The organism is Poriferisphaera corsica (assembly GCF_007747445.1).
Taxonomy (GTDB): domain Bacteria; phylum Planctomycetota; class Phycisphaerae; order Phycisphaerales; family Phycisphaeraceae; genus Poriferisphaera; species Poriferisphaera corsica.
Map to the genome: position 1 here is coordinate 3,035,289 of NZ_CP036425.1, position 21,981 is coordinate 3,057,269.

19 protein-coding genes and 1 tRNA gene are annotated in these 21,981 nt (G+C 45.1%); 3 read left to right on the forward strand and 17 right to left on the reverse strand.

All coding sequences use genetic code 11. From position 1 onward, the window contains the following. The first annotated feature begins 24 nt into the window (after positions 1 to 24). Entirely contained in the window at positions 25 to 924 is a 900-nt protein-coding gene (locus tag KS4_RS12485; RefSeq protein WP_145078576.1) for a Gfo/Idh/MocA family protein, read from the forward strand. Positions 925 to 991: 67 nt separating this feature from the next. Here KS4_RS12485 and KS4_RS12490 read toward each other — a convergent pair whose 3' ends face one another. The 14 genes from KS4_RS12490 to KS4_RS12555 all read right to left on the reverse strand — a co-directional run bounded on the left by KS4_RS12490 (position 992) and on the right by KS4_RS12555 (position 15,233). Next, entirely contained in the window at positions 992 to 2,347 is a 1,356-nt protein-coding gene (locus tag KS4_RS12490) for a GH1 family beta-glucosidase (protein ID WP_145078579.1), read from the reverse strand. 118 nt (positions 2,348 to 2,465) lie between these two features. Next, positions 2,466 to 3,476 carry a LacI family DNA-binding transcriptional regulator gene (locus tag KS4_RS12495; RefSeq protein ID WP_145078584.1) on the reverse strand — a complete coding sequence of 337 codons (1,011 nt, stop codon included), beginning with the start codon at positions 3,474 to 3,476 and terminating at the stop codon, positions 2,466 to 2,468. Between the two features lie 622 nt (positions 3,477 to 4,098). Then, a complete protein-coding gene (locus KS4_RS12500; protein ID WP_145078587.1) occupies positions 4,099 to 4,689 on the reverse strand; it encodes a tetratricopeptide repeat protein in 591 nt (196 codons plus the stop codon). A 22-nt stretch (positions 4,690 to 4,711) separates the two neighbouring features. Next, positions 4,712 to 5,224: a hypothetical protein gene (locus KS4_RS12505; RefSeq protein ID WP_145078590.1), complete on the reverse strand. Its 513-nt coding sequence runs from the start codon at positions 5,222 to 5,224 to the stop codon at positions 4,712 to 4,714. Beyond that, positions 5,221 to 6,588 (reverse strand): type II secretion system protein L, encoded by a 1,368-nt coding sequence (locus tag KS4_RS12510; RefSeq protein ID WP_145078593.1) that lies wholly within the window; start codon positions 6,586 to 6,588, stop codon positions 5,221 to 5,223. The genes KS4_RS12505 and KS4_RS12510 overlap by 4 nt, the downstream gene beginning before the upstream one ends. A 3-nt stretch (positions 6,589 to 6,591) precedes the next feature. After that, positions 6,592 to 7,044, reverse strand: a complete 453-nt coding sequence (locus KS4_RS12515; protein WP_145078598.1) for a hypothetical protein — start codon at positions 7,042 to 7,044, stop codon at positions 6,592 to 6,594. A 15-nt stretch (positions 7,045 to 7,059) separates the two neighbouring features. Next, complete coding sequence (locus KS4_RS12520; RefSeq protein WP_145078601.1) at positions 7,060 to 8,025, reverse strand: hypothetical protein; 966 nt, start codon at positions 8,023 to 8,025, stop codon at positions 7,060 to 7,062. Then, entirely contained in the window at positions 8,018 to 8,566 is a 549-nt protein-coding gene (locus tag KS4_RS12525; protein ID WP_145078604.1) for a type II secretion system protein, read from the reverse strand. Before KS4_RS12525 ends, KS4_RS12520 begins: the two co-directional genes overlap by 8 nt. Then, positions 8,559 to 9,080, reverse strand: coding sequence for a prepilin-type N-terminal cleavage/methylation domain-containing protein (locus KS4_RS12530; RefSeq protein ID WP_145078607.1), 522 nt, complete (start codon positions 9,078 to 9,080; stop codon positions 8,559 to 8,561). Before KS4_RS12530 ends, KS4_RS12525 begins: the two co-directional genes overlap by 8 nt. After that, positions 9,055 to 9,633, reverse strand: coding sequence for a type II secretion system protein (locus tag KS4_RS12535; protein ID WP_200761225.1), 579 nt, complete (start codon positions 9,631 to 9,633; stop codon positions 9,055 to 9,057). The genes KS4_RS12530 and KS4_RS12535 overlap by 26 nt, the downstream gene beginning before the upstream one ends. A gap of 33 nt (positions 9,634 to 9,666) precedes the next feature. Further along, entirely contained in the window at positions 9,667 to 10,128 is a 462-nt protein-coding gene (gene gspG, locus KS4_RS12540; protein WP_200761226.1) for a type II secretion system major pseudopilin GspG, read from the reverse strand. A gap of 20 nt (positions 10,129 to 10,148) precedes the next feature. Beyond that, positions 10,149 to 11,369: a type II secretion system F family protein gene (locus KS4_RS12545; RefSeq protein WP_145078613.1), complete on the reverse strand. Its 1,221-nt coding sequence runs from the start codon at positions 11,367 to 11,369 to the stop codon at positions 10,149 to 10,151. Beyond that, positions 11,369 to 13,036 carry a GspE/PulE family protein gene (locus KS4_RS12550; protein ID WP_145078616.1) on the reverse strand — a complete coding sequence of 556 codons (1,668 nt, stop codon included), beginning with the start codon at positions 13,034 to 13,036 and terminating at the stop codon, positions 11,369 to 11,371. The genes KS4_RS12545 and KS4_RS12550 overlap by 1 nt, the downstream gene beginning before the upstream one ends. A 43-nt stretch (positions 13,037 to 13,079) precedes the next feature. Next, entirely contained in the window at positions 13,080 to 15,233 is a 2,154-nt protein-coding gene (locus KS4_RS12555) for a secretin N-terminal domain-containing protein (RefSeq protein WP_145078619.1), read from the reverse strand. A 450-nt stretch (positions 15,234 to 15,683) separates the two neighbouring features. Between KS4_RS12555 and KS4_RS17660 the strand changes: the two genes are divergently transcribed. Beyond that, positions 15,684 to 15,854, forward strand: coding sequence for a hypothetical protein (locus KS4_RS17660; protein ID WP_200761227.1), 171 nt, complete (start codon positions 15,684 to 15,686; stop codon positions 15,852 to 15,854). A 597-nt stretch (positions 15,855 to 16,451) separates the two neighbouring features. Here KS4_RS17660 and KS4_RS12560 read toward each other — a convergent pair. Then, positions 16,452 to 16,525, reverse strand: a tRNA-Ile gene (locus tag KS4_RS12560). A 208-nt stretch (positions 16,526 to 16,733) separates the two neighbouring features. Here KS4_RS12560 and KS4_RS12565 point away from each other — a divergent pair. Continuing rightward, positions 16,734 to 18,158 (forward strand): aspartate aminotransferase family protein, encoded by a 1,425-nt coding sequence (locus KS4_RS12565; RefSeq protein WP_145078622.1) that lies wholly within the window; start codon positions 16,734 to 16,736, stop codon positions 18,156 to 18,158. Between the two features lie 55 nt (positions 18,159 to 18,213). On the opposite strand, the gene KS4_RS12570 is transcribed toward KS4_RS12565, so the two are convergent. Together KS4_RS12570 and guaB are read right to left on the reverse strand one after the other, a co-directional pair. Next, the gene (locus KS4_RS12570; RefSeq protein WP_145078624.1) at positions 18,214 to 20,151 is read right to left on the reverse strand and encodes a beta-N-acetylhexosaminidase; all 1,938 of its coding nucleotides are present in this window, start codon (positions 20,149 to 20,151) and stop codon (positions 18,214 to 18,216) included. 226 nt (positions 20,152 to 20,377) lie between these two features. After that, on the reverse strand, positions 20,378 to 21,868 hold the full coding sequence (gene guaB, locus KS4_RS12575) for an IMP dehydrogenase (protein WP_145078627.1): 1,491 nt from the start codon (positions 21,866 to 21,868) through the stop codon (positions 20,378 to 20,380). Between the last annotated feature and the right edge of the window lie 113 nt (positions 21,869 to 21,981).

Here is a 21,981-nt window from a genome sequence, read left to right on the forward strand (position 1 = left end):
ATTAATCACAAAAAGTGAGTCAGCATGAAGAAGATCGGAATGATCGGCCTGGACACTTCGCATGTCACTATTTTTGCGGAATTACTGTCAAATCAAGACCATGAGCATTATATAGGCGGCGGTGAAGTTATCGCTGGATGGCCGGGCGGATCAAAAGATTTCGCGATGAGTCACTCACGAGTCGATGAGTATACAAATGCGTTACGCGATCAATATGGAGCCACAATATTTGAGACTCCTGAAGAGGTAGCGGAAGTGAGTGATGCGATATTCATTCATGCGGTGGATGGGGCAACACATTTAGAGCTTTTCAAACAAGTGGTGAGCTATGGCAAACCTGTGTTTATTGATAAGCCGCTAGCTTGTTCAGTGCATGACGCAAAAGCGATCATTGAATTGGCAGAAGAACGCGAGGTTCTGATTGGCAGCGCATCATCACTAAGGTACTGGGATGAATTGGTGATAGCGATTGCTGACAAGGAAATGGGGGAGATTGAATCGATGGAGGCATGGGGCCCGCTGAGTTTCCAGGAAGGCATGCCTTGGTATTTTTGGTACGGGGTGCATAGCGTGGAGATGCTGGTCGCGGGGTTAGGTCCTGGATGCGAAGAGATGTCTTTACACATGAATGATAAAAGTGAAATCTTGAATATGCGATGGGCTGATGGGCGAAGTGGGATTTACCATGGGATCAAGGAAGGCCATGGTGGATTTGGGGCTGTGATTCATCGATCAGAGGGAGTGCAGGTATTAGACTGTGCGAAGTCGAGTCGGCCATACTATGTGAGCCTAGTCGAAAGACTGATGGATACGCTAGTACAGGGCAAGGAAATGGTCGCGTATGACGAAATGCTGGAAACGGTAAAGATATTGGAGTGGGGCTGCCGAATGAAGGACGAAAAAAACAGCCGCCTGACTGTGTGAATCATCGACAAAGATCACACGATCAGACGGCTGCATTTGTTGAATCTTAAACTAAACTAACCGATGATTAGTCGATATCATTCTTTTGAATCACGTCACGATACCAGTACGCTGACTGTTTAAGCGTTCGTTTTTGTGTTTCGTAGTCGACATGAACTAGGCCAAATCGCTGCGTATAGCCGTATGTCCATTCAAAATTGTCCAAAAGCGACCATTGAAAGTAGCCTCGCACATCAGCCCCATCAGCGACTGCTTTCTTAAGCTCTAAGAGATAGCGGCGAAGATAGTCGATTCGCTGGGTGTCTTGTACTTTGCCCTCACAATCAATCCAATCATGCGAAGACATGCCGTTTTCGGTGACATACATGGGGAGGCCGTATCGATCGTGAAGAAACTTTACGCCCCACCTAAGAGCCGGTGGCGTGATATCCCAGTTAAAAGCGGTACGGGGTGCGCCTTGAGGTTGATCGAGAAGCTTAGGGGTATCGTTTTCATCTAACGTGATCGCTTGCCCGTTATAGATGTTCACGCCATAAAAATCGATCGGCTGATTGATTTCTGCCATATCGCAAGGGTCATACCAATCCATATGTTGACAATAGGCTTGCATGCCATCTTCGGGGTATTGGCCGAGAATGACAGGATCGCTATACCACGTATTGGTCCAGAATGGGTTTTCCTTGAAGACGCCGCTCATTGTGAGGGCCCGTGCCGCTTCAATATGTTTTGGCTCTTCGCAAAGTGGATATTTGATAACACCTACGGGGGCCCAACCAATGAATGGCTTATTTTTTGCAGAATTGCGGATCACCTGAACGGATTTCCCATGCGAACGCAGGGCATTGTGACAAGCAAGGAGTCCCTCACTTAGAGGCAATTTCAGGCAAGGAGCATCGCTACCGAGGTAATGGCCGCTGCCTATAAAGCACTGCGGCTCGTTCAGGGTCATCCAATGCGACACGCGATCAGACAGCTTATCGACTATGACCTGTGTGTATTCGGCGAACCAGTCAGCGGAATCACGATTGAGCCACCCTCCTTTACGGAAAAGGGCAAGCGGATAATCCCAATGAAAGAGTGTCGCCCAAGGCGCAATATTACGGCTGAGAAGTTGGTCGACAAGTTTGTCATAGAAATCAAGACCTTGTGCGTTAACTTTGCCAATTCCATTAGGAATAACTCGCGGCCAACTGATTGAGAATCGATATGCACTAGCACCGATCTGGCTAATAATATCAGTATCATTTTGATAGAAATTATAATGATTACATGCGATATCACCGGTATGCATATTGACCACTTTGCCGGGCCAACGACAAGCCATATCCCACACACTTTGGCCTTTGCCATCTTGATCCCAAGCACCCTCTATTTGGTAGGCACTCGTCGCGACACCCCAGGTAAAATCTTTTGGAAAAGTCATCGTATCACCTTCACTCATTAAAAAGCTAAAGCCTCTGCTCTATAATTTTGGTTATTCAAACGCAACGATCACCCGATGCGTCATTTGATGTCTATTGGTTAGATTGATTACTCAAAGATCAGACTAATTCTTTAACACCGCCACATGTTTGCCTGATGATCAGCTCGGTTTTAACTAAATACTCCTTTTGCGTATGACCATCCGCTTCATTAATCGCGTTTACAGCGGCATCAACCGCAAGAGAACCGAGTTTGTCAAATGGTACGGCTACACTAGAAAGATTGAGATGTTTAGCGAGCGAAACATCATCAAAACCGATGACTGCAATATCGTCTGGAACACGCAAATCTGCTCCGCGCAGCCCATCCAAAATACCGATGGCCATTGGGTCATTTAATGCAAATATCGCATCAGGCAATCTATTCCCTGACTCTATCTGCGATCGCATCAATCGGTAACCACTGTCCTCTGTAAAATCCCCATCCCATATGAATATATTTCGTTTGGGAAGGTCGAGTTCTTGCGCAATTTGCTTGCATGCTTGCAGCCGAACTTGCGAATCGTATGTATCAGCGGGCCCTGTAGCGATTGCAATACGCTTATAGCCATGTGTCTTAATCAGATGTTCCATTGCTTGACGTGCGCCGTACTCATTATCGATGCACACCGATATTGCGTTCATACCATATTCAGGCCTATCGAGTAGAACCAGGGGTACTTTACTTTCATTCAAACTGCGGATGAAGCGTGCGGGTAGATCAAGATTCATGATAATGAGTGAATCAACACGCTTTTGCTGTACGTACTTGCGCACTAAACGCATCTCGCCTTCGGGATCATATCCAAAGGCAACCATGAGATCGTACCCGTTGTGAGCCGCACGCTTGTTGATTGCTTTAAGGACTTCAGTGTAGAAGCCAAAATCTAGATCAGGGAAAATGACACCGATGGTATCGGTTGCTTCACGCCGAAGCATTCTTGCGGCGAAACTGGGTTGATAGTTCAACTCACGAATAGCTCGCTCAACTGTCTTTTTCGTTTTTGGGCTGACCTTGGATGAACCATTGATCACACGGGAAACCGTTGCCGTGGAACATCCGGCCAGTTTACTAACATCCTCTAACGTCATCGTATTCTCCTAAGCTGCATTACTGGCCAAGCACGGATAATCAGGCCAATAACCGCCTTAAACACGTAGAGATGCCAAAATAATACTCATTACGTCAATTCATCTAAATCTGTCAGAAATAAACGCCATGACACCCATGTAAACAATTACATCACAAAACATTGCTTAATGCAAATTATATCTGTGATGTAACTTGCAGTTTTTATCATCCTAAGATCATTTTATTGATATATTTACATATTTTTACGAATTCATACACTTTTCGAATATAACTCTGATTCAGGCAATTGAGAATTCTATCGACCTTGTTTTGTAATCGTTTTCAATTTATAAGCAATCATATACTCTACGGATCGCCTCATTCATGCCGCGTATCAGTGATACTTTGAACATGCTCAGTTGAAAATATGCCAAGTTTGTCAATACGAGCATTTATTTGATTCGTGATTCGATCAAATCGATGAAATAGATCTAAAAAGTTAATTTCACATTGGAAATGCGATACAACGACACCACTCACCTTCGTGGAAGGTGTAATGGCAACCTAAATACTAAAGTCGATTTTGCTCACAACAACAGACAAGTACATACCAATGCAGTCAAGTACTAACAGGCCGCCTGATTACTTTCCAATAACAGCGCGCTGCTCACGAGCCCAAGCAACCCACTCATTACGATCATCTCGCAGAACAATCTCTTCAAGTAAATCGCGGAGTTGATCATTTCTTAACCCTTGGCGAACATGATTGCGAGCAAAATTGGCGATGACTTGAACGTTTTCGGAATCTGCTTGATAGGCCTGTTTGTAGTAATCATGCGCTTTTTTATATTGACCAACAGCCTCATAAACCATGCCCAGATTATTCAGGGGCTCTGCAGCATTATCCATTAGCTTCGCGGCATACTCGAACTCCCAGGCCGCAGTGTAGTATTGATGAAGGCGATAATAGACTAGGCCGAGGTTGTTATGCGCGGGAGCGTAGGTCATATCCTCCGTAAGCGCTTCTTTGAGTAGTTGTTCTGCACGGTTAAGGTTGTTTTGCTCGATATAATTTACAGCTGAAGAATTTAGATCTGCGGCTTTTTGCGCTTGATCAGCCTTTGCTTTCACGGGAGATTGATATGTTTTTACATCAGTATCGTGCAAACCAACACAGCCAACAAATACGGTTATTAAGGCCGTGAGAATAATGATGGGTATCGTATGTTTCATCTGATTGCTTTCGTTGGAAGGCTTAGTCCTTTGGAGAATAAATCAAATTAGTAACCGCCAGATCACCCTTCCAGCTTTCAGTATTACCCAAATTTCTATTTTCTGCACTGAGGCGCAAGTTTGAAATGTTGAGTGAGGGGTTTTCAGCCTCGACAAACCAAAGGAATTCAAGCATCTGACGCATCGTTGAATGATCAATGGTGACGCGCGTTTTTTGGATAAGATAAGGCGTTTGATCAAGTCGTCGCGTATTTTCTGACCAAACACTACTAAGTGATGAAAGACTCGCTTTTTGAGCTGCTTTTTCAAGACGGATACGCAAATCACTGATCGCAACATCTCGCGCCTCTGCGAGTTTAGGCTGATCACGATGAGATACGATCTGATCGATCATGTCACGCGCCTTGATGAAGTCATTCTGTGCTTGGAGAGCCTCACGTTTTGTAACATAAAGATGCCATACTGATGCGACACAACTGAAGATTAGGATGCACACACATAAAAACAACAGAGTTAATCCTGGATGTTGTCTCATCTATGGCTCCTATCGGCATAGGCTGGTTGAGTGACCTTCTCGCCTACAATACTGAAACTTACGGAACGGTCGGTCTGGTTCTCAGTTCGGAGTAGTTCAAAGGTGTATCCCGCAACTGCTTTTCCATTACCAAGTGCTCCGACTATCTTGTTGGCATTAACGTGAGATCGAGCCGAACCATACAAGCGAATTTGATTAGGTTCGATTTGCAACTCGGTGAGCTTAAAACGGATATCGTCAGGAATCTGATTCAGAATCTGAGCAAGTGCATCGAGTGCGGAGCGCGGCTTAGGAGCCACATTGCCCTGCCGACTGATCCCTTTGACTTTACGATATTCGCTCTCTAGTCGTCCCATGACACCGAGCGGAACGGATTTGCCAGGGAAAGATTGTTGATAGAGATTGGTGAGAGCTTCATGCGACGTACTGATACGTTGACTATATTGGTTCGATCGTAGGTTTAGAACCATTACCATACTCATAAGTAATAAGATTAGACTAACCAGAAAATAGGCAATTGGAAAACAATAACGTTGAAGTGACGACCGAGGGGCGAGTTCACCGCGAAGCAGGTTAAATATTGGCAGTGACTCATCTTGCTGCAATGCAAGTGCCCCCTCTGCAACTAGTGACTGAACATCCTTTGCAACAATATTAATCTTCAGATTATCTTTTGATTTGAGATCGTCAAGAATACGATCCGGGAGTTCTACTGAAAGGATATTTACTGGTGCCCCGCTCTTTATTGATTCGGCGGAAAAGTATTCATTTTCAGATAGATCACTCACATCTAATAATCGCCAATGTAGAATCTTACGATTTTTGATTTCAACAACACTTACCGCGTCATTGGGTTCGGCTATTAATAGCCACCGACACTCAGGCTGCAAAACTTTCTGCTTGAGTAGGGCATGATACACCAACATAATTGTGGGGCAGATACAGCCAACGGCAATGCCTTTCGATTCAAGCTTCGTGAGTATTTGAACAATTGGTTTCGTTTCTACGGCACAGCCGATCGAGGATCGCTGTTGAATGTCTGTTTCGAATGATGCTGTCAACATCTCTGCATCCATTGGCAGAAATTCTTCGAATTGATACAGCATTGTTTCATAACGCGGACGTTTGTTGGTGACATCCTGCCTGACCGTTGCGGTATAACACCATGCAGAAGGTAGGCTCAAAATAGGGTTGCCGATAATACAATTTCCAGTTGCTGATTCAAATCCCACCAATTCAAAATCATTCCTATCTTCTGAATTGGAATCTGGATTTAATATAAGCGTACGTAGCTTATTTCCACGGCTCACGACAAGCGAACAAGTAGATTCACCAATAAGAATTGCATGGAGTAGATCTTTCATGTGCTATCGTGATTCCATCGTCAAGGTTTGCTGTTGTTCGTCATATTCCAACACGATACGATCCTCTTCGATGATAGTAATTGTTACTCCGTCCACAATATCTCCGAGATCAACAAACACTGTTTCGCCATTTTTGTTGACAACAAAAGCTTGCTTGCTGTCACCATTGATACTGGTGCCAACCAGCTTGAGTTTTGGCGGTTGCCGCACCTTGGAGGATGGGTCGTAAAGCGGACGCTGAAGAGGCCTTTGTCCAAGCGAAGATATGTCATCAATGGTTAATAAACGTTCACGATCCGATTGATTACTTGATCTGGCAACAGCTACAAACGTACGACTTTCGGGCTTTTGCAGTGGCAATAGCACACCTACAGCCGATACGGTTATAGCTCCCAATATGCACATGCCTGTCAGCGTATGCAAACCTCGTCTAATCTGTCTTGGCATCAATCTCATGACGACTCAACTCCGTTACCAAATAAAACGCAAGGTATTAACGTGTTTGTCTTTACCCTCGTTAGTATCTTGCTGGCTACTCTTATCAATATTCTGTTGGACCATCCATGCAACATGAGTACGCTTACCGTCATCTAACAGCACGAGCATACCAAACGCATTAGGAGAACCAACACCCAAGACGCTTTCTACATACTCACGCTGCTCTCGTCCTATGTCTAGTGCACCGAACATACGAGTTAATTCAAGATTCGGCTCTTCATCACGTAACTCCACCAGCTTCCGAACGCGATCCTCACCAATTTCATGCGCTAACATTGCCATCAAAACACCCTTGGGTGCTATACGGTAATCGACCGGGCCGCCAGACCAGCACGTTAACAAAGGAGATTGCATGAGAGATAAGGGTTCAAAATCTTGAAAAATCTGCTCATAGCTAGCAACCGACACGGCAACGTTAGAAACATCCGTCTTCGTTAATACGAGATTCTTTCTGATGTAATCATTCGTATGCGCCGTTTGCGATTTTGTTAGCGGGCGTAATTGAACATCACCATGCTTATTGTTTGATTTTCTACTTAATGTCTTTCTAAGATAAAATTCTACTTTTTCAGTTGGATATTGCCTCAAAAGCTCGTTAACATCAGCCCGCGCATTCTCATTGCTCAAAATGATGAGCAATCGCTTGTCATTCAACTCTAATTCTATTTTGTGATTAGCTTTAGGTAGGCTGGTCTCCTCAGCATCATTGATCTTTTTTTCGAATTGCGATGGATCAAGCACAAACGCTGCTTGTGGGAGCATGTATCGCTCACTACTTTTGAGCAACCATTGACGTTGTAATCGCTGTTCTGCAGCGGCAACTTGAAGTAGCATACCGTGCGATCGCCGTGCCATCATTGCCAACGAGACGCCAGCAAGTGCCAATAGCATCAGAACGAGTATCAATACAAAACCTGTTCTAAAGGATCGTCTATTCACCACTTACACCCCCTTGATTTTTCATCGGAAAAACACATGGAACCAACAACACTTCCTCTTCTTGGGCTAACTTTAATTCGACGACAAAGCGTTCTCGTGTCATGTCATCATCTAAACTAACTGGCTTAACAATAAATTCTTCTATGCTGAGAGCCATAATTTGTTTCAACTTCTGTTTCGATTCACTGTCCAGTAGCAACTGCTGCTCTCTGATAAAAACACCTATATCATTTACAAACTCTGCATAATAAGTAACACGAGTCGGTAGATATTTCCATTTCATAGTTTCAGGATTGTAGCAACCGAGTGTTTCAAGGATTAGCTTATCCTGAACGTGTTGTATTGATGTTACATGCTGCAGATCTCGTTTGATCTGATCAACTAATCGTTCTCGCCAAGATTCGTATGTATAGTCAAGACGTTCTTCAATCAACCGGGAAGTACGCCCTAGCGTACCGATGACTTGCATTACACTTGCCATCAAAAGACCCGCAATCACAACTGTAACCAGCAACTCAATTAGCGTGAATCCATTACGCATCGTCACCTCCCCGCTCTACCTCATTCTCTACACTATCTTCCGATGTTTCGATATCTTCACTCTTTTGTGCTTTCTCTAGCTTCGCTTTCATTTCAAGGTCACTTACTAGTAAATCCACTGACAAAACGACTTCCCCATCTTGCTTATTAGCCATTTTGTCAACCACTTCCAAACGCACCACTTCGATCGCCAAAAATGCGGGGAGATTCGGGATATTTTTCACAGGTACGATTTGCCAAATTAGTTGTATCGTAGCATCATCGATGAGTTGCCCCTGCTGCCCCGCCTTGATCCTATACGTCTCATCCATCCACCATGACGCTAGTAAATCATCAACCTTATCGATCGCCAATAGCCGAGATCTTGCTCTGGCAGATTGCCGTAAATATCTACTACGAGCGCCCACAACCCCCACGAATAGCAGGCTTAAAAGTACAAGTGCAGCGAGCACTTCAACGAGTGTGAATCCCGCGAAATATTGGCTAGCATTATTTTGTGGCTTGAAGTATCGCATCGACTTCCTCCTGGTGGTCAGTCTGATGCACTTGCCCAGTACTACCCACAAAAATCAACCATCGGTTGTAGGAGCTCCTGTCTACTTCATCATTTGAAATGTCCTGAGTCTGTTTCACTTCACCTTTAAGTTTAATAGCATAACTCAACGTCATGCCATTCGGCCCTACTGGCAGTGCGACTTGTGTTTTGCTGACCTCTCCACCAGCGATTCGTATCTGTTCGATACGAAACGGAGAAGGAATTTCCCATACACGTTTTTTTGTCTCAAAGCGGCTGAGATTAACATCTGAGGGAATATCTACATGCGTTGATGGTATATAAACAATTTCACTGACATCGCTTAGCAAATTCAGCCGCAACTGACCACCCAACCCATGTAATTGCGAGAATAAGCGTACCTGTTCATCTATTCGCACAATGTAATCTACGGTATCTTTCCATTTCACACGTCTTCCTGCGCCACGCAACGACAGCATAATTGCCCCCGCCAACAAACCGATGATAATCATACACACCATCAGTTCAATGATTGTGAATCCGTGACGATTCAAGCAGCCACTCCTAATTCTTGATCAGACTATCTTCTATCTACCTTTTAGATTCCAATTGCCTATATCAGCGTTCGAACCTTCTCCACCCTCGCGACCATCCGCACCTAGACTGTAGACGTCATAAGCACCTTCTCGTCCAGGAGAGTTGTACTGATATGGCTTACCCCAAGGATCAATTAGTTTTTGCATAAGAATGGCCTGATCCTCCCCCTCCTGTGCCACAGTCAGCACATCCAAACCTTCATCACTACTCGGGAAACGATCATACAGGGTATAGAACGTTTCAAGGCCACTACAAATCGTTTTTATCTCCATACGTGAGGCGCTGACCTTTGCCTTACTCATATACATTCTTGTGCTTACTGTCACCACACCTGCAAGTAGACCAAGAATCACCAATACTACCATTAGTTCAACTAATGAGAATCCACATACCTGTCGTCGAATATCTAAAGCTTGATCGACGGCCTGCTTATATTTTTTCATATTGCACATGCCTATCATCTATCCTCGTATTAGAGTGTATTTCCCATCTCCATGATTGGTAGGATCGTCGCAAATGCAATCATGCCAATCATTACTGCCAGCAGCACGATCATTACCGGTTCTAGGACTGTCGTAAAACGCGCAGCAGCAGTTGCCACTTGACGGTCATAGTCACGACCAAGCCTCGTGAGCATTTGCTCCATCTTGCCACTTTGTTGCCCCAATGCAAAAACCTGTACTACTGTTGCTCCGAAAACACCTGTTTTTTCCAATGCTTCTGCAATATCACAACCCTCACGCACTGCGGCCTCGGTTTCCTCCAACGCATCGCGCAACAACATGTTGCGCATTGAACTTCGTGCAAGGCTAATCGCCTGCTCAAAGTGAATGCCGCTCCTCATCAGTGTTGCAATTACAAAGGACAGCTGCACCACCGCTTGCTTACAGATCAGATCGCCAAGTATCGGGATACGAAGCACCATCTGATGCACCCAGTACCGTCCTCGTGGCATGCGCATCAATGCCATCACAGCAGCAACAATTACGGCCAACACACCTAAGATGAGCCACCATTTATATACGAGGAAATCACTCACTGCCTTAACCACCTGAGTAACAGCAGGCAATTCTTGGCCTGCCTCATCCAATGCTTCAATCAACCCTGGCACCACGTAGGTCATCAGAAAGACACTAACCAAAATTCCAATACTGAACACGATCATTGGATACAGTAAAGCTGAGAGCACACGGTTTTTTAGTGCCGCAGAATGTTCTTTAAAGTTTGCTAACTCGTCCAATACTTCATCTAGATTCCCCGCGTCCTCTCCCACAGCAACCATGCTTATGGTAATTGAGTCGATTCCACGATTACCGCAATCTTTCGCTTCACGTAATGCCTCACTTAAGGATATACCAGAGGCAACTCGCTCACGTATCTGTAACAACATCAAATGTACGGCTCCACGCTGTTGCTTAATAACCGTATCAAGCGCCTCCAATAGCGGCGTCCCTACGCCAAGCAACGTTGAAAGTTCACGGACAAACTCGACCATCTGCATCGACCGGACACCACGTTTCATTCTCAGCCATACGAATCGCCCATTAGTTGACCCGCTGTTGGATGTAATTTCATGAACCCGTAAGCCGCGTTCACGCAACTGATCTCGCGCTGCACGTACGCTATCGGCGACTACCGACCCTTCCAGTAGTTTAGCGCCACCGTCACTCGCGATATAACCAAATACCGCCATTACACATTACCCCCACTGATCTCTCGCATCGTCACCCGTAGTATTTCATCTACCGTTGTTACGCCACTTAAGACCTTTTCGATACCTGATTCACGCAACGGTCGCATTCCCAGACTTTGAATTGCAGCCTGTTTGATTTGCGCTGCTGTTGACCTTGTCTGTACTAACTCTCGGATAGGCTCATTCACTGTCAGCAACTCATACAATCCCACACGGCCGCGATACCCCGTCTCACGACAGGTTTCGCATCCACTGCCAACACGCATCCGACCCACATCAACCAACTTTTCATCTAGATTCAGTCGGTGCAGCGGTGCGACTGCAGTATCATCAAATTGCCCACATTCTGTACAGACACGTCTAACTAGCCGTTGAGCCATCACCCCAACTAATGAACTTGCAACCAAATATGGTTCGATACCTAGATCAAGTAGTCTCGTTATGGCACTGGCAGCATCGTTTGTATGCAGCGTGGAAAATACCAAGTGTCCCGTTAATGCGGCTTGGATTGCTAATACCGCCGTTTCATGATCACGGATTTCACCAACCATCACGATATCCGGATCTTGCCGCAACACGCTTCTGAGCCCACTTGCGAACGTCATCCCTTTCTTCTCGCTTACTTGAATCTGACTAATCCCGTCAAGCTGATACTCAATCGGATCCTCAAGTGTCAGTATATTTGAGCGTTTGCTATTGATTTCACTAAGCGACGCATAGAGTGTTGTTGATTTTCCTGATCCAGTTGGGCCAGTCACAAGAATCAGCCCATGCTCAACACCGATCAGTGACCGATACTCTTCATAGGTCTGTCCCCTCATACCTAGCTCACTTAAAGTGTGTAGCCGGGCCCCCTTATCTAGTAGACGAATTACGATCCGCTCACCGTGACTACTCGGTACACTGGATATTCGCAGATCAACCACTCTATCACCCACTTGCACCGTCGCCCGGCCATCTTGGGGAAGACGCTTCTCTGCAATGTTCATTTTTCCCATCACCTTCACCCTACTGACCATCTCCTCTAATACCCCACGCGGCAGCGTGTAAGCATCAAATAACACCCCATCGATCCGTAGCCGCACCACCAATCGATCTTCATATGGCTGTATATGTACGTCCGATGCCTCCGCCTTCACAGCCTCAAACAGTATTAGGTTCACCAACTTGATCACTGGGGCCCGCGACCCTATATCCAATAGGTCCTCTCGTCCGCCACTTGTCGTATTCAGCAGTTGTCCTAAATCGTTGTCCTTATTTACTTCCAATCTATCAATCACAGCATCTGCTTGCCCAGTCTGCTGTTGATAGGCTTGATTGATTTTCGCGAGCACATCAGCGTGGTCAAATGCCATCACCCGAACGTTTGTAACACCCAAAAGACGTCGAAGAACATCAACCACGTCTTCATCACAGTGCTCACCAACTGCAAGAATCATTTTATCCTGATCTCTGACATCTACAGCGTCGCCATCACGAAGTAATACACCCATCACGCCATGTCTTCGCGCATAGCTGATTGATATGCGTTCAACAAACTTTACCGACGCATGACACATTTCCAGTGGAATTTTCGAACTCTTCTCTTCGGCTTCGGCGCATACAAAATCGATCTCGCTGCGTTCATCGCATATGTTTCCCGAAACTTCATCAGCTAGTTGACTCATCTCAAGCTTTCCAGTTCATCTCTTCCCTTTTAAACACATCGATTTACCACATTAGCAATGGCTCACTCGATGGATACCCAACATCCATCTCAGCACGCTTCATGCTCCGGTTAGAAAAGAACTTCAGATCCGAAAAATCATCATCACGCAATATGATTGGCCGAATAAAAACATACATAACGGATTCGGAATTCTTACTTTCACCACTTCCAAACAGATATTCTAGAATCGGTAGCTCTCCAAGAATTGGAACACTGCTGTTGCCTTCTGAACGATCAGCACGCTTCACACCACCAACCACAATCGTATAACCATCCGGTACTGTCACTTCACTCTTTACCTTGTTTGTTTGACGAGGAGGTGGATTTCCATTAGCTGCCTCACCTGTAAAACTATTCAAAGTAATATCGTATTCTAATCGCAAATGATCACCTTCAGCGATATGTGGCGTAATTTTGATTTGTGTACCTGCCTCCTCATACCCACCAAAACCTTGATTGGATACACCACTATCAGAATTTATGGTTGATGTCGGTGCTTCATTTACACTATCTATTGACCCAGTCGCATTATCATTCACGAGCAGTCGTGGCATTGCCAGAATACGACTTTTCCCCTTCTTTGCTAGAGCTTTTACAAGCACATCCACCACATCAGTCTTGATAAGAGTTCCGTTAAAACCAGCACCCGCACTAATTGTCCGTTCCCCAGTGGTCGCATTAATTTCGCTTAATCCGAAGCTTGTAAACAACTTCGTCGCTATGTTGTCCCCAAAATTGATATCACCACCCAACTCAACCCCCAACGATTGGCTATCACTTTCATCCAAAGTCACAATCGTACACTCAACGAGTACCTGCGGCCTACGCTTATCCAGAAGCTTAATGAGTTGCTCATATACAAGATGAACTTGCAACGGAGCCATTACTAGAATACTGTTCGTGTTCTTATCTGCCGTAACATTAACTTTACTATCACCGCCAATACTTCGGATTTCTGACTTGCCGAATTTCGCCATCTTCAATGTTTCGCCGTCAAGGTTAACTACACCCCCTTCAACAAAACCTTGCCCTTCTAACTCCTGCATCGTTTTCAGTACTTCCCCAGCATCGGCATGATTGAGCTTATAAGCACGAATTGGCCGCGGATCAACATTTGCTTCAATATCAAATTTTGAAATTAGGTTCTCGATTTTCTTGTGCAGGTCATCCGTTGCAATTACGACCAAGGATAAAGAATCATCATCTGGAACAACATTTAGACGTTTATGCTGTGCATCTGCCTTAAGTACCTTCGTTATTAGTTGCTCCATATGCTTAGGAAGCACAAACCGCAAACGATAAACATTTAAACTCTGAGATAGCTCTTGATCTAGCGCAGAGACCATGCGATCTATCTCTTGAACCCAATCAACTTCAGCTACCACCAACAGACGGTTTAAACGGTTGTCATGGGTCAGGTAAAACGGTTTTAATTGATTATTATTGACGCTACCATTGCGCGCCTTATATTCTAGAAGCTGGTTAATCTGCTGAGCCAACACCTGCGTCTCTGCATGCTGAATTTCAATCGCCTTCCAGATCACTTCGCGTCCCGGCCTATCAAACAAAACCAACATATCTTGAATCTGCTTAACGCGCCCAGCATAATCTGTAATTACAATTGCATTGAGATTTGGTACCAAACTAACGTTGCCCCCTGGCGTCGAAAGGATCGGTCTCACAAAGGCTAACACATTACTAGGCTGAGCATGCTCTAGTTCATAAAACCAAGTGATTATCTCATAGGCAGGTCTAGTATTCGCATCATCATCACTTTCAATCAGATCTGTGATCTCACCAAACTGCCTAATCTGTACAATCCTCTTCCAACCATTCTCATCATCTACGAGCGCAAGACCTTTCATCTGAAGCGAACTTTGCAAAATCTGCAACAGATTACTCTTGTATAGTTTACCCTGCGTTTTTAATGTGATACGTTTATTATTAAGTATCTCATCATAGATAATATTGAGACCTAACTGCTGCGATATGACATCCACTACTAGTCGTAACTCAGCATTGGCAGACAAGTTAAGTTGAATTTCTTCTTCTAACTGTTGTGGCTCAGCATGAACACATAGGCTACACGAAAGTATAAGTGCAAATACAGATACCAAAATCTGGTAAAACCAGAATCTTGTAATTCCTAACTTCATGCTACCCCTTACGTAAGTTATCTATCAAAACATAAGGCCAAACAACATCTGTATTGGCTATATACACAAACTAGTAACATACATCATTACTTACATAAACGACATGTCTGTTCTCACTTCCAGCATAACTGAAACGCCACTCTGTTGTAACAATTTACTGTTTTTTATTGAAGAATCACGCTTTTAATTTTACTTTCATACGTCATATAAGCACAGAATAGCAAAATATAAATCACTATAAAACAAGAAACCAACACATCAATATGCGTATGTAATTCATTTAAATGACTGCCGATATGCTTTAGTTTCCCCAGAACATTTTGCATTCGCATACAAGATGTAAATAAATTCCATAAATTCATTACCATCACTTTATCTTTATACATGTAGGATAACGGCAGATCCCTCCATATCACGACTATATTAATACAGGCTCACACTGATGCTGAGTTGAAATTCTACACCAAGTTTGATGCGCCATATAACTTCTTCCACGACAGTGGTTTTATGCTCGCCGCAAAGCTTCTCGTAGGAAATGCGAATCTTTTCGCATATGCTCGATATATGAAGGAAGCGTCAACAAATCCTGACTTCACAAATACACAGCGACAATGCAGGTGAAAACAACCATAAATGCAGCTACTTAGCTTGACGGCGAAAACTATGTCTCAATATCGATTGTTAAAATTACACCTGCATGCAGTACACAGAGACTTAGAGAAAACTAATACATTTAACACACTTTCTAGAAACCGCTATTGATTTCCCACGCCATCACGATCTCACAGATAGCACCATGCTGAATTACTAGGAAAATCTCATAACTAAGTTAGGCCCCAGTTCGATTAAGAAACTCTCAATATCCACAGATATAGATATCAATGCGAACTGTAGCAATTCTCTGAACCATTGGGATACAGATCAGCCTCACTCATATTTGCGACATTACCGCAGAAGGATAATTGCTCTAGCTGAAAATAGCTCCACCTCATGTAGCATAAATACCAATGCCAAAATTCGCCGTACATCTATATCGCACCATACTCGAGAAAAATCTTTCCCCGCTGTCAATATAAGGGGAGAACTTGATACACCATTAGGACACTTTTTAGGACACGAAACTGTTCGAAGTGATTCGCAATACCCCGTACAACCACAAAAAAAACCCCGCTTTTGCGGGGCATTTCGAAGATCTGCGACCTAATTCTGAAGGTCAAATGGGCCTGGCAGGATTCGAACCTGCGACCTCACCCTTATCAGGGGTGCGCTCTAACCAGCTGAGCTACAAGCCCATCAGCCGGAATTTTCCGGCAGGCTGCGTAATTTAGGCGATAAGAACGTGTCAGTCAAGCGAGATTGACTGTATCTCCACCCCCAGTGGAAAACCCCCATACATCATTTTGCTTTAAGCTTGACCATTGCCTAAGTTGCGTCTTAATATCGCTTTTGCTTGTAGGCTACTATCATTGAGTATTTTTGTTCGTATGCAGGATTTGTACCATGGCCAGCTCTCCATTCAATTTAAAAGCTTTACTAGACGATCAAGCGGGCCATCCCCCATTAAATCTGATTGAGAAGCATATCAACCCTGCATATGCAAAAGTCTTAAAAGTACTGGGTTACGATATCCGGTACACAAAAGGCCAAGGCCCCTATCTATGGGATGAGCAGGGGAATAAATATCTAGACTGCTTGTCGGGATTCGGCGTTTTTGGTGTTGGGCGTAATCACCCAGACGTCCGTGACGCAATTAAGCAGGCCATGGACATGGACTTGCCCAATTTGCCAAAATTCGGCCCCTCGATGACCTCGGGGTTATTAGCAGAAAAGCTTATCGAGATCGCCCCAGACGGCCTTGATACGGTGTACTTCTGTAATTCCGGTGCAGAAGGGTGCGAGACCGCGATTAAGTACGCAAGGGCCGCTACAGGCAAAAACAGGATCATCTACTGCCAGAAGGCCTATCACGGCTTAACAATGGGCGCCTTATCAATCAATGGTGGCTTGGAGTTTCGAGATGGATTTGGAGCTTTACTTAACGAAACCACCCCAATCCCCTTCAATGACATTGAGGCCCTTGAGCAAGAAATTCTCTTAGGCGACGTCGCCGGCTTCATATTCGAGCCAATACAAGGCAAAGGCGTTCGAATCGCCAGCGAAGCATTTGTCACTGCAGCAGCTGAGCTATGCCGTAAGCACAATGTGGTCTTTATCGCAGATGAAGTTCAGACCGGCTACGGACGTACCGGCAGAATGTTTGCATGCGAGCACTTCAACATCCATCCAGACATCCTTGTCACCGCAAAAGCAATCTCAGGTGGATACGTGCCATTAGCTGCAGTATTGTCGAGACGATCAATCCATAATAAGGTTTTCTCCACGCTCGACCGATGCGTTGTCCACTCCACAACATTTGGACAGAACGATTTATCAATGGTAGCGGGATTAGCAACCTTGCATGTCTTAGAACAAGAGAAAGTTGTTGAAAATGCGGATCGAATGGGACAAAAAATCATCGCTGGCCTAACCGCACTCGTCCCCAAATATGATCTACTAAAAGAGGTTCGCGGCAAAGGCTTGATGATCGCCGTTGAGTTTGGAACCCCTAAATCACTCTCACTCAAAGTCGGTTGGCAATTGCTACATAAAGTTGATGGAGGATTATTCCCCCAAGCAATCCTGATCCCTCTACTTAAAGATCACCACATCCTCGCCCAGGTTGCCGGGCACAACATGGATATTATCAAACTCCTTCCATCACTAACGATCACCGAACAAGATGCTGACCATCTGATTAAAGCATTCGACGAGGTCATCGCTGCCTGCCATAGGTTCCCAGGGCCCGCGTGGGAAGTAGGCAAACGCCTCACGAAACAAGTTTTCAAACGCTCTAACAATGAGCAGCCACTAGCCCCAACAAAATAAAAAATAAGACACTCAATTGAGTGTCTTATTAATAACGACAATTTGTATTCAGTTATTAGTTCACAGTCCAAGCACCCGCTGAGGCAACGGCCGTGTGCATCTGAGGTATATAACTCAACCGCACTTCAGGCTTCACTTCCAACTCATCAATCATATCACTATGACCCAAGATAATATCCTCAACACGTTGCTGCACCTCACGGAATCGACGAGCAACACCCGCAATTCGAATTTGAATCTGTTCAAGACCCTGCGGACGATTTCGTTTATGCCACATTGCCGTAAACGCTGCATCCCACCGCTCTATCGCCTTAATAACGATTGCTGATTCAACGATCACTTCACGTAAAAGCGTGTCATCTCGCTCCTCATACGCCTTAACAAGCTTTTGCCTTAATCCGATTTTTTTAACAATTGCATCCGCAAGCAAACCCGCAACCTTAAGATCCCCTGCCCCATCACGAGCATCATCAAGCGAATTTAACCTCGAAGACAACCGACCATATTTACGCCTGATTTCTTCCCAAACATCTGGCCCGTTCACCAATTCGATCTGACGCCAATAAACACCCTGAAGCGGATCATCCCACAAAACCATATTCCCAAGCACAACCGATTCAACGCGCTTCGCCAATTCTTCTGCTGATGCAGCTTCCTCATCGGAATCAATATCTTGAAGATAAAATGCGCCAAGAATGCTCGCTTCTCTGGAAAGATTGTAATCCCCTTTGCATACCTTGCTAAACCGTTTAGCGAGCACCTCTTCATCCCCACCATCAGAATATATACTCTCTGCAACCGTTGCTAACCCTTCGAATGCAGAATCAATATCACACAGCGCACCGTCATCACCCCACATCGTGAAGGTAATTTCCTTCACGTTCTTCTCTTTACATGCTTTCACACATGGCAGCGCATTCTTATCTGTATTCGCATGACAATGCCACAACATCGGCCACGTCCATACGCCTGAAGCCATAATCGGCTCTTTACCGAGTTCACGATGCCGATCAATCCATTCAGCATAAAAATCCGCATCATCGTGATAATAATCCCAATAAACCAGCTCAGCTTCGACTGGAATCTTTTCTTTCACTTCATCAGGGATAATTGCTTCACGATCGTAATAATCCTGCTTTTTGCTTCCCAACCTGAAATACATATCCGACCATATCATTGGCTTCAGAGATTTCTCATTACATATCTGTACCACTCTATCCAAGTGATAGTTAAACAAGTCAAAACGATTCTCAAATCCATTTTGGTCAAGAAAACGCCCCAGACCAAGGTCATGAGTCTCATCCATACCAATATGAATACGTTTTGAACGAACGTTCTCCGACCACAAACTGATCATTTTTTCAATGATCTCGTATGTCCGATCATTGCGCACCATCATCACCGCATTCGTATCCTTCATATCCCAATATTTACTCCACTTCAGCATCTGGTGCAGATGGCCAAGCGTTTGAATACAAGGAACCAACTCAATCCCTAACGAGTAAGCGTAATCATCTAAATCACGAATATCCTCTGCGGTATAACCACCTCGCTGATATCCAAAATATGGCTCACCTTCCAACTCGTATGTGTCTTCCGTATAAAGCATCAACTGGTTATAACCCAACAACGCTAACTTACGCATCCACATCTCAATGTGCGATCGCTTGGGCACTGCATTTCGAGAACAATCAAGCATGATCCCAACAGATTCAAAACAAGTATCCTCAGCCTGCTCATCTGCTTTATCTTTAAAGCTAATGACAGAACCAAGTCCACGAAGTGCGCCTGTCATGCCGCCGTAGGAAAGCACAAGCTTCTTTTCTTCCTTAGAAATTGCGTATCCAAGTGGACCGAGTGATCCATCCTGTTTGAGTACCAACCCAAGTTTATTTTCATCGTCATGACTAACTAATGAATAGTCATCCGCCAACACCTTTAAAGCCCCGGCAAGACGATCATTCTGACCTTCTAAGTGATACACAATTGGCATGGAATCCCTTTCGATCCATAAAATCAGCGTACTTCATCAACACACGTTCCACTGCAATCAAGCTGCTACAAACTGTCTCGCAACAATCAAACATTCAAAACGCTCTAGCATACTTGACCGCGCATTGTATCAATGTTACTGACAATCTTCATCTTAGATCACGGCATGAGCAAACAATAAAGGCCGCATTTCGCGGCCTTCTATTTCGTATCTATTCAGTTCCCAATCAATCCACACCCAAGGTACCCATACCACCTGCGGAATAGTTGGGCGATTCACGAGTAATCGCAATGTCATGCGGATGGCTCTCAACCATGCCCGCAGAGCTAACTCGTACAAACCGTGACTTCTCGCGCAACTCATCAATCGTACGTGTACCACAGTACCCCATACCTGCACGTAAGCCGCCAATCATCTGATAAACAAAATCGCCTAACGGGCCACGATAGGGAACACGGCCTTCAACACCTTCAGGCACAAGCTTATCTCTCTTGGTGACACCCTTCTGCGAATAACGATCCGCACTTCCCGCCATCATCGCACCCTGTGAGCCCATCCCACGATAGGTCTTGTATCGCCGCCCCGCATGAATCACCAACTCACCAGGTGACTCGTCAAGCCCTGCAAAAAGTGAGCCGAGCATCACCGTATTCGCACCAGCAGCAATCGCCTTTGTAATATCACCACTCTGCTTGATACCACCATCTGCCACAATCGGAACGCCTGAATCCTTAGCTGCCTTAACCGCATTAAACACAGCGGTAATCTGAGGCACACCAATGCCAGTCACAATGCGTGTCGTGCAGATCGAGCCGGGGCCAATCCCCACCTTGATCGCATCAGCACCAGCTTCAATCAAATCTCTTGCACCCTCTTCCGTTGCGATATTCCCTGCAATGATCTGAATGTCATAGCGTTTCTTTACCTCACGCACGGTTTCAATCACGTTCTCACTGTGACCATGTGCAGAGTCAACTGTAATCACATCCACCCCAGCTGCAATCATCGCTTCAACGCGTTCATATTGGTGAACACCAACAGCAGCCCCAACAAGCAACCTTCCACGCTGATCGCGGCAAGACCGCGGATACTGATTCATTTTCGCGATATCTCGCATTGTAATCAGACCCGTCAAGTACCCGTTGTCATCTACAAGAAGCAGTTTCTCAACCTTGTTCTTATACAAAATCTGCTCAGCATCCTTGAGTGTCGTGCTCGGTGCTGCCGTTACAAGGCGATCCTTGGTCATCACCTCCCGAATCGGACGGTCATCGTCCGTCAGGAACATCATGTCCCGCCTTGTGAGTATCCCAACCACTTTTCCATTCGGCTGCCCATTCTCTGTGATCGGCACACCTGAGATATTCTGCTCTTCCATCAACTCCCTCACCACGCGGCAAGTAGCTTCCGGAGCCAGTGTCACAGGATCTGTAATCACCCCATTGGCGCTACGCTTAACCTTCACAACCTCACGAACCTGCTCCTCAATCGCTAGATTCTTATGAATAATCCCAATGCCGCCCTCCTGAGCCAATGCGATAGCAAGCTGACTCTCAGTCACCGTATCCATCGGAGCCGAGATCATCGGGATATTAAGCCTAATTTTCCGGGTTAGCTGCGTCGAAAGATCGGTTTCACCCGGCACGACATCACTTCGGCCTGGCACGAGCAGCACATCATCAAACGTGATTCCATCAGCAATAATCTTCTGTTCCATGTATAAGCAATACCTGACCTACCCCCAAACGTCAAGTTCACCCCACCCTGAATACGACTTTCCCCACAATTCATCCCGCCAAACCGCCCCACAAAATAGACAAACCTCAAATC

Coding starts and splice junctions, on each gene's coding strand:
- KS4_RS12485 (WP_145078576.1), top strand. CDS start 25: ATGAAGAAGATCGGAATGATCGGCCTGGACACTTCGCATGTCACTATT.
- KS4_RS12490 (WP_145078579.1), bottom strand. CDS start 2,347: ATGACTTTTCCAAAAGATTTTACCTGGGGTGTCGCGACGAGTGCCTAC.
- KS4_RS12495 (WP_145078584.1), bottom strand. CDS start 3,476: ATGACGTTAGAGGATGTTAGTAAACTGGCCGGATGTTCCACGGCAACG.
- KS4_RS12500 (WP_145078587.1), bottom strand. CDS start 4,689: ATGAAACATACGATACCCATCATTATTCTCACGGCCTTAATAACCGTA.
- KS4_RS12505 (WP_145078590.1), bottom strand. CDS start 5,224: ATGAGACAACATCCAGGATTAACTCTGTTGTTTTTATGTGTGTGCATC.
- KS4_RS12510 (WP_145078593.1), bottom strand. CDS start 6,588: ATGAAAGATCTACTCCATGCAATTCTTATTGGTGAATCTACTTGTTCG.
- KS4_RS12515 (WP_145078598.1), bottom strand. CDS start 7,044: ATGAGATTGATGCCAAGACAGATTAGACGAGGTTTGCATACGCTGACA.
- KS4_RS12525 (WP_145078604.1), bottom strand. CDS start 8,566: ATGCGTAATGGATTCACGCTAATTGAGTTGCTGGTTACAGTTGTGATT.
- KS4_RS12530 (WP_145078607.1), bottom strand. CDS start 9,080: ATGCGATACTTCAAGCCACAAAATAATGCTAGCCAATATTTCGCGGGA.
- gspG (WP_200761226.1), bottom strand. CDS start 10,128: ATGTGCAATATGAAAAAATATAAGCAGGCCGTCGATCAAGCTTTAGAT.
- KS4_RS12545 (WP_145078613.1), bottom strand. CDS start 11,369: ATGGCGGTATTTGGTTATATCGCGAGTGACGGTGGCGCTAAACTACTG.
- KS4_RS12550 (WP_145078616.1), bottom strand. CDS start 13,036: ATGAGTCAACTAGCTGATGAAGTTTCGGGAAACATATGCGATGAACGC.
- KS4_RS12555 (WP_145078619.1), bottom strand. CDS start 15,233: ATGAAGTTAGGAATTACAAGATTCTGGTTTTACCAGATTTTGGTATCT.
- KS4_RS12565 (WP_145078622.1), top strand. CDS start 16,734: ATGGCCAGCTCTCCATTCAATTTAAAAGCTTTACTAGACGATCAAGCG.
- KS4_RS12570 (WP_145078624.1), bottom strand. CDS start 20,151: ATGCCAATTGTGTATCACTTAGAAGGTCAGAATGATCGTCTTGCCGGG.
- guaB (WP_145078627.1), bottom strand. CDS start 21,868: ATGGAACAGAAGATTATTGCTGATGGAATCACGTTTGATGATGTGCTG.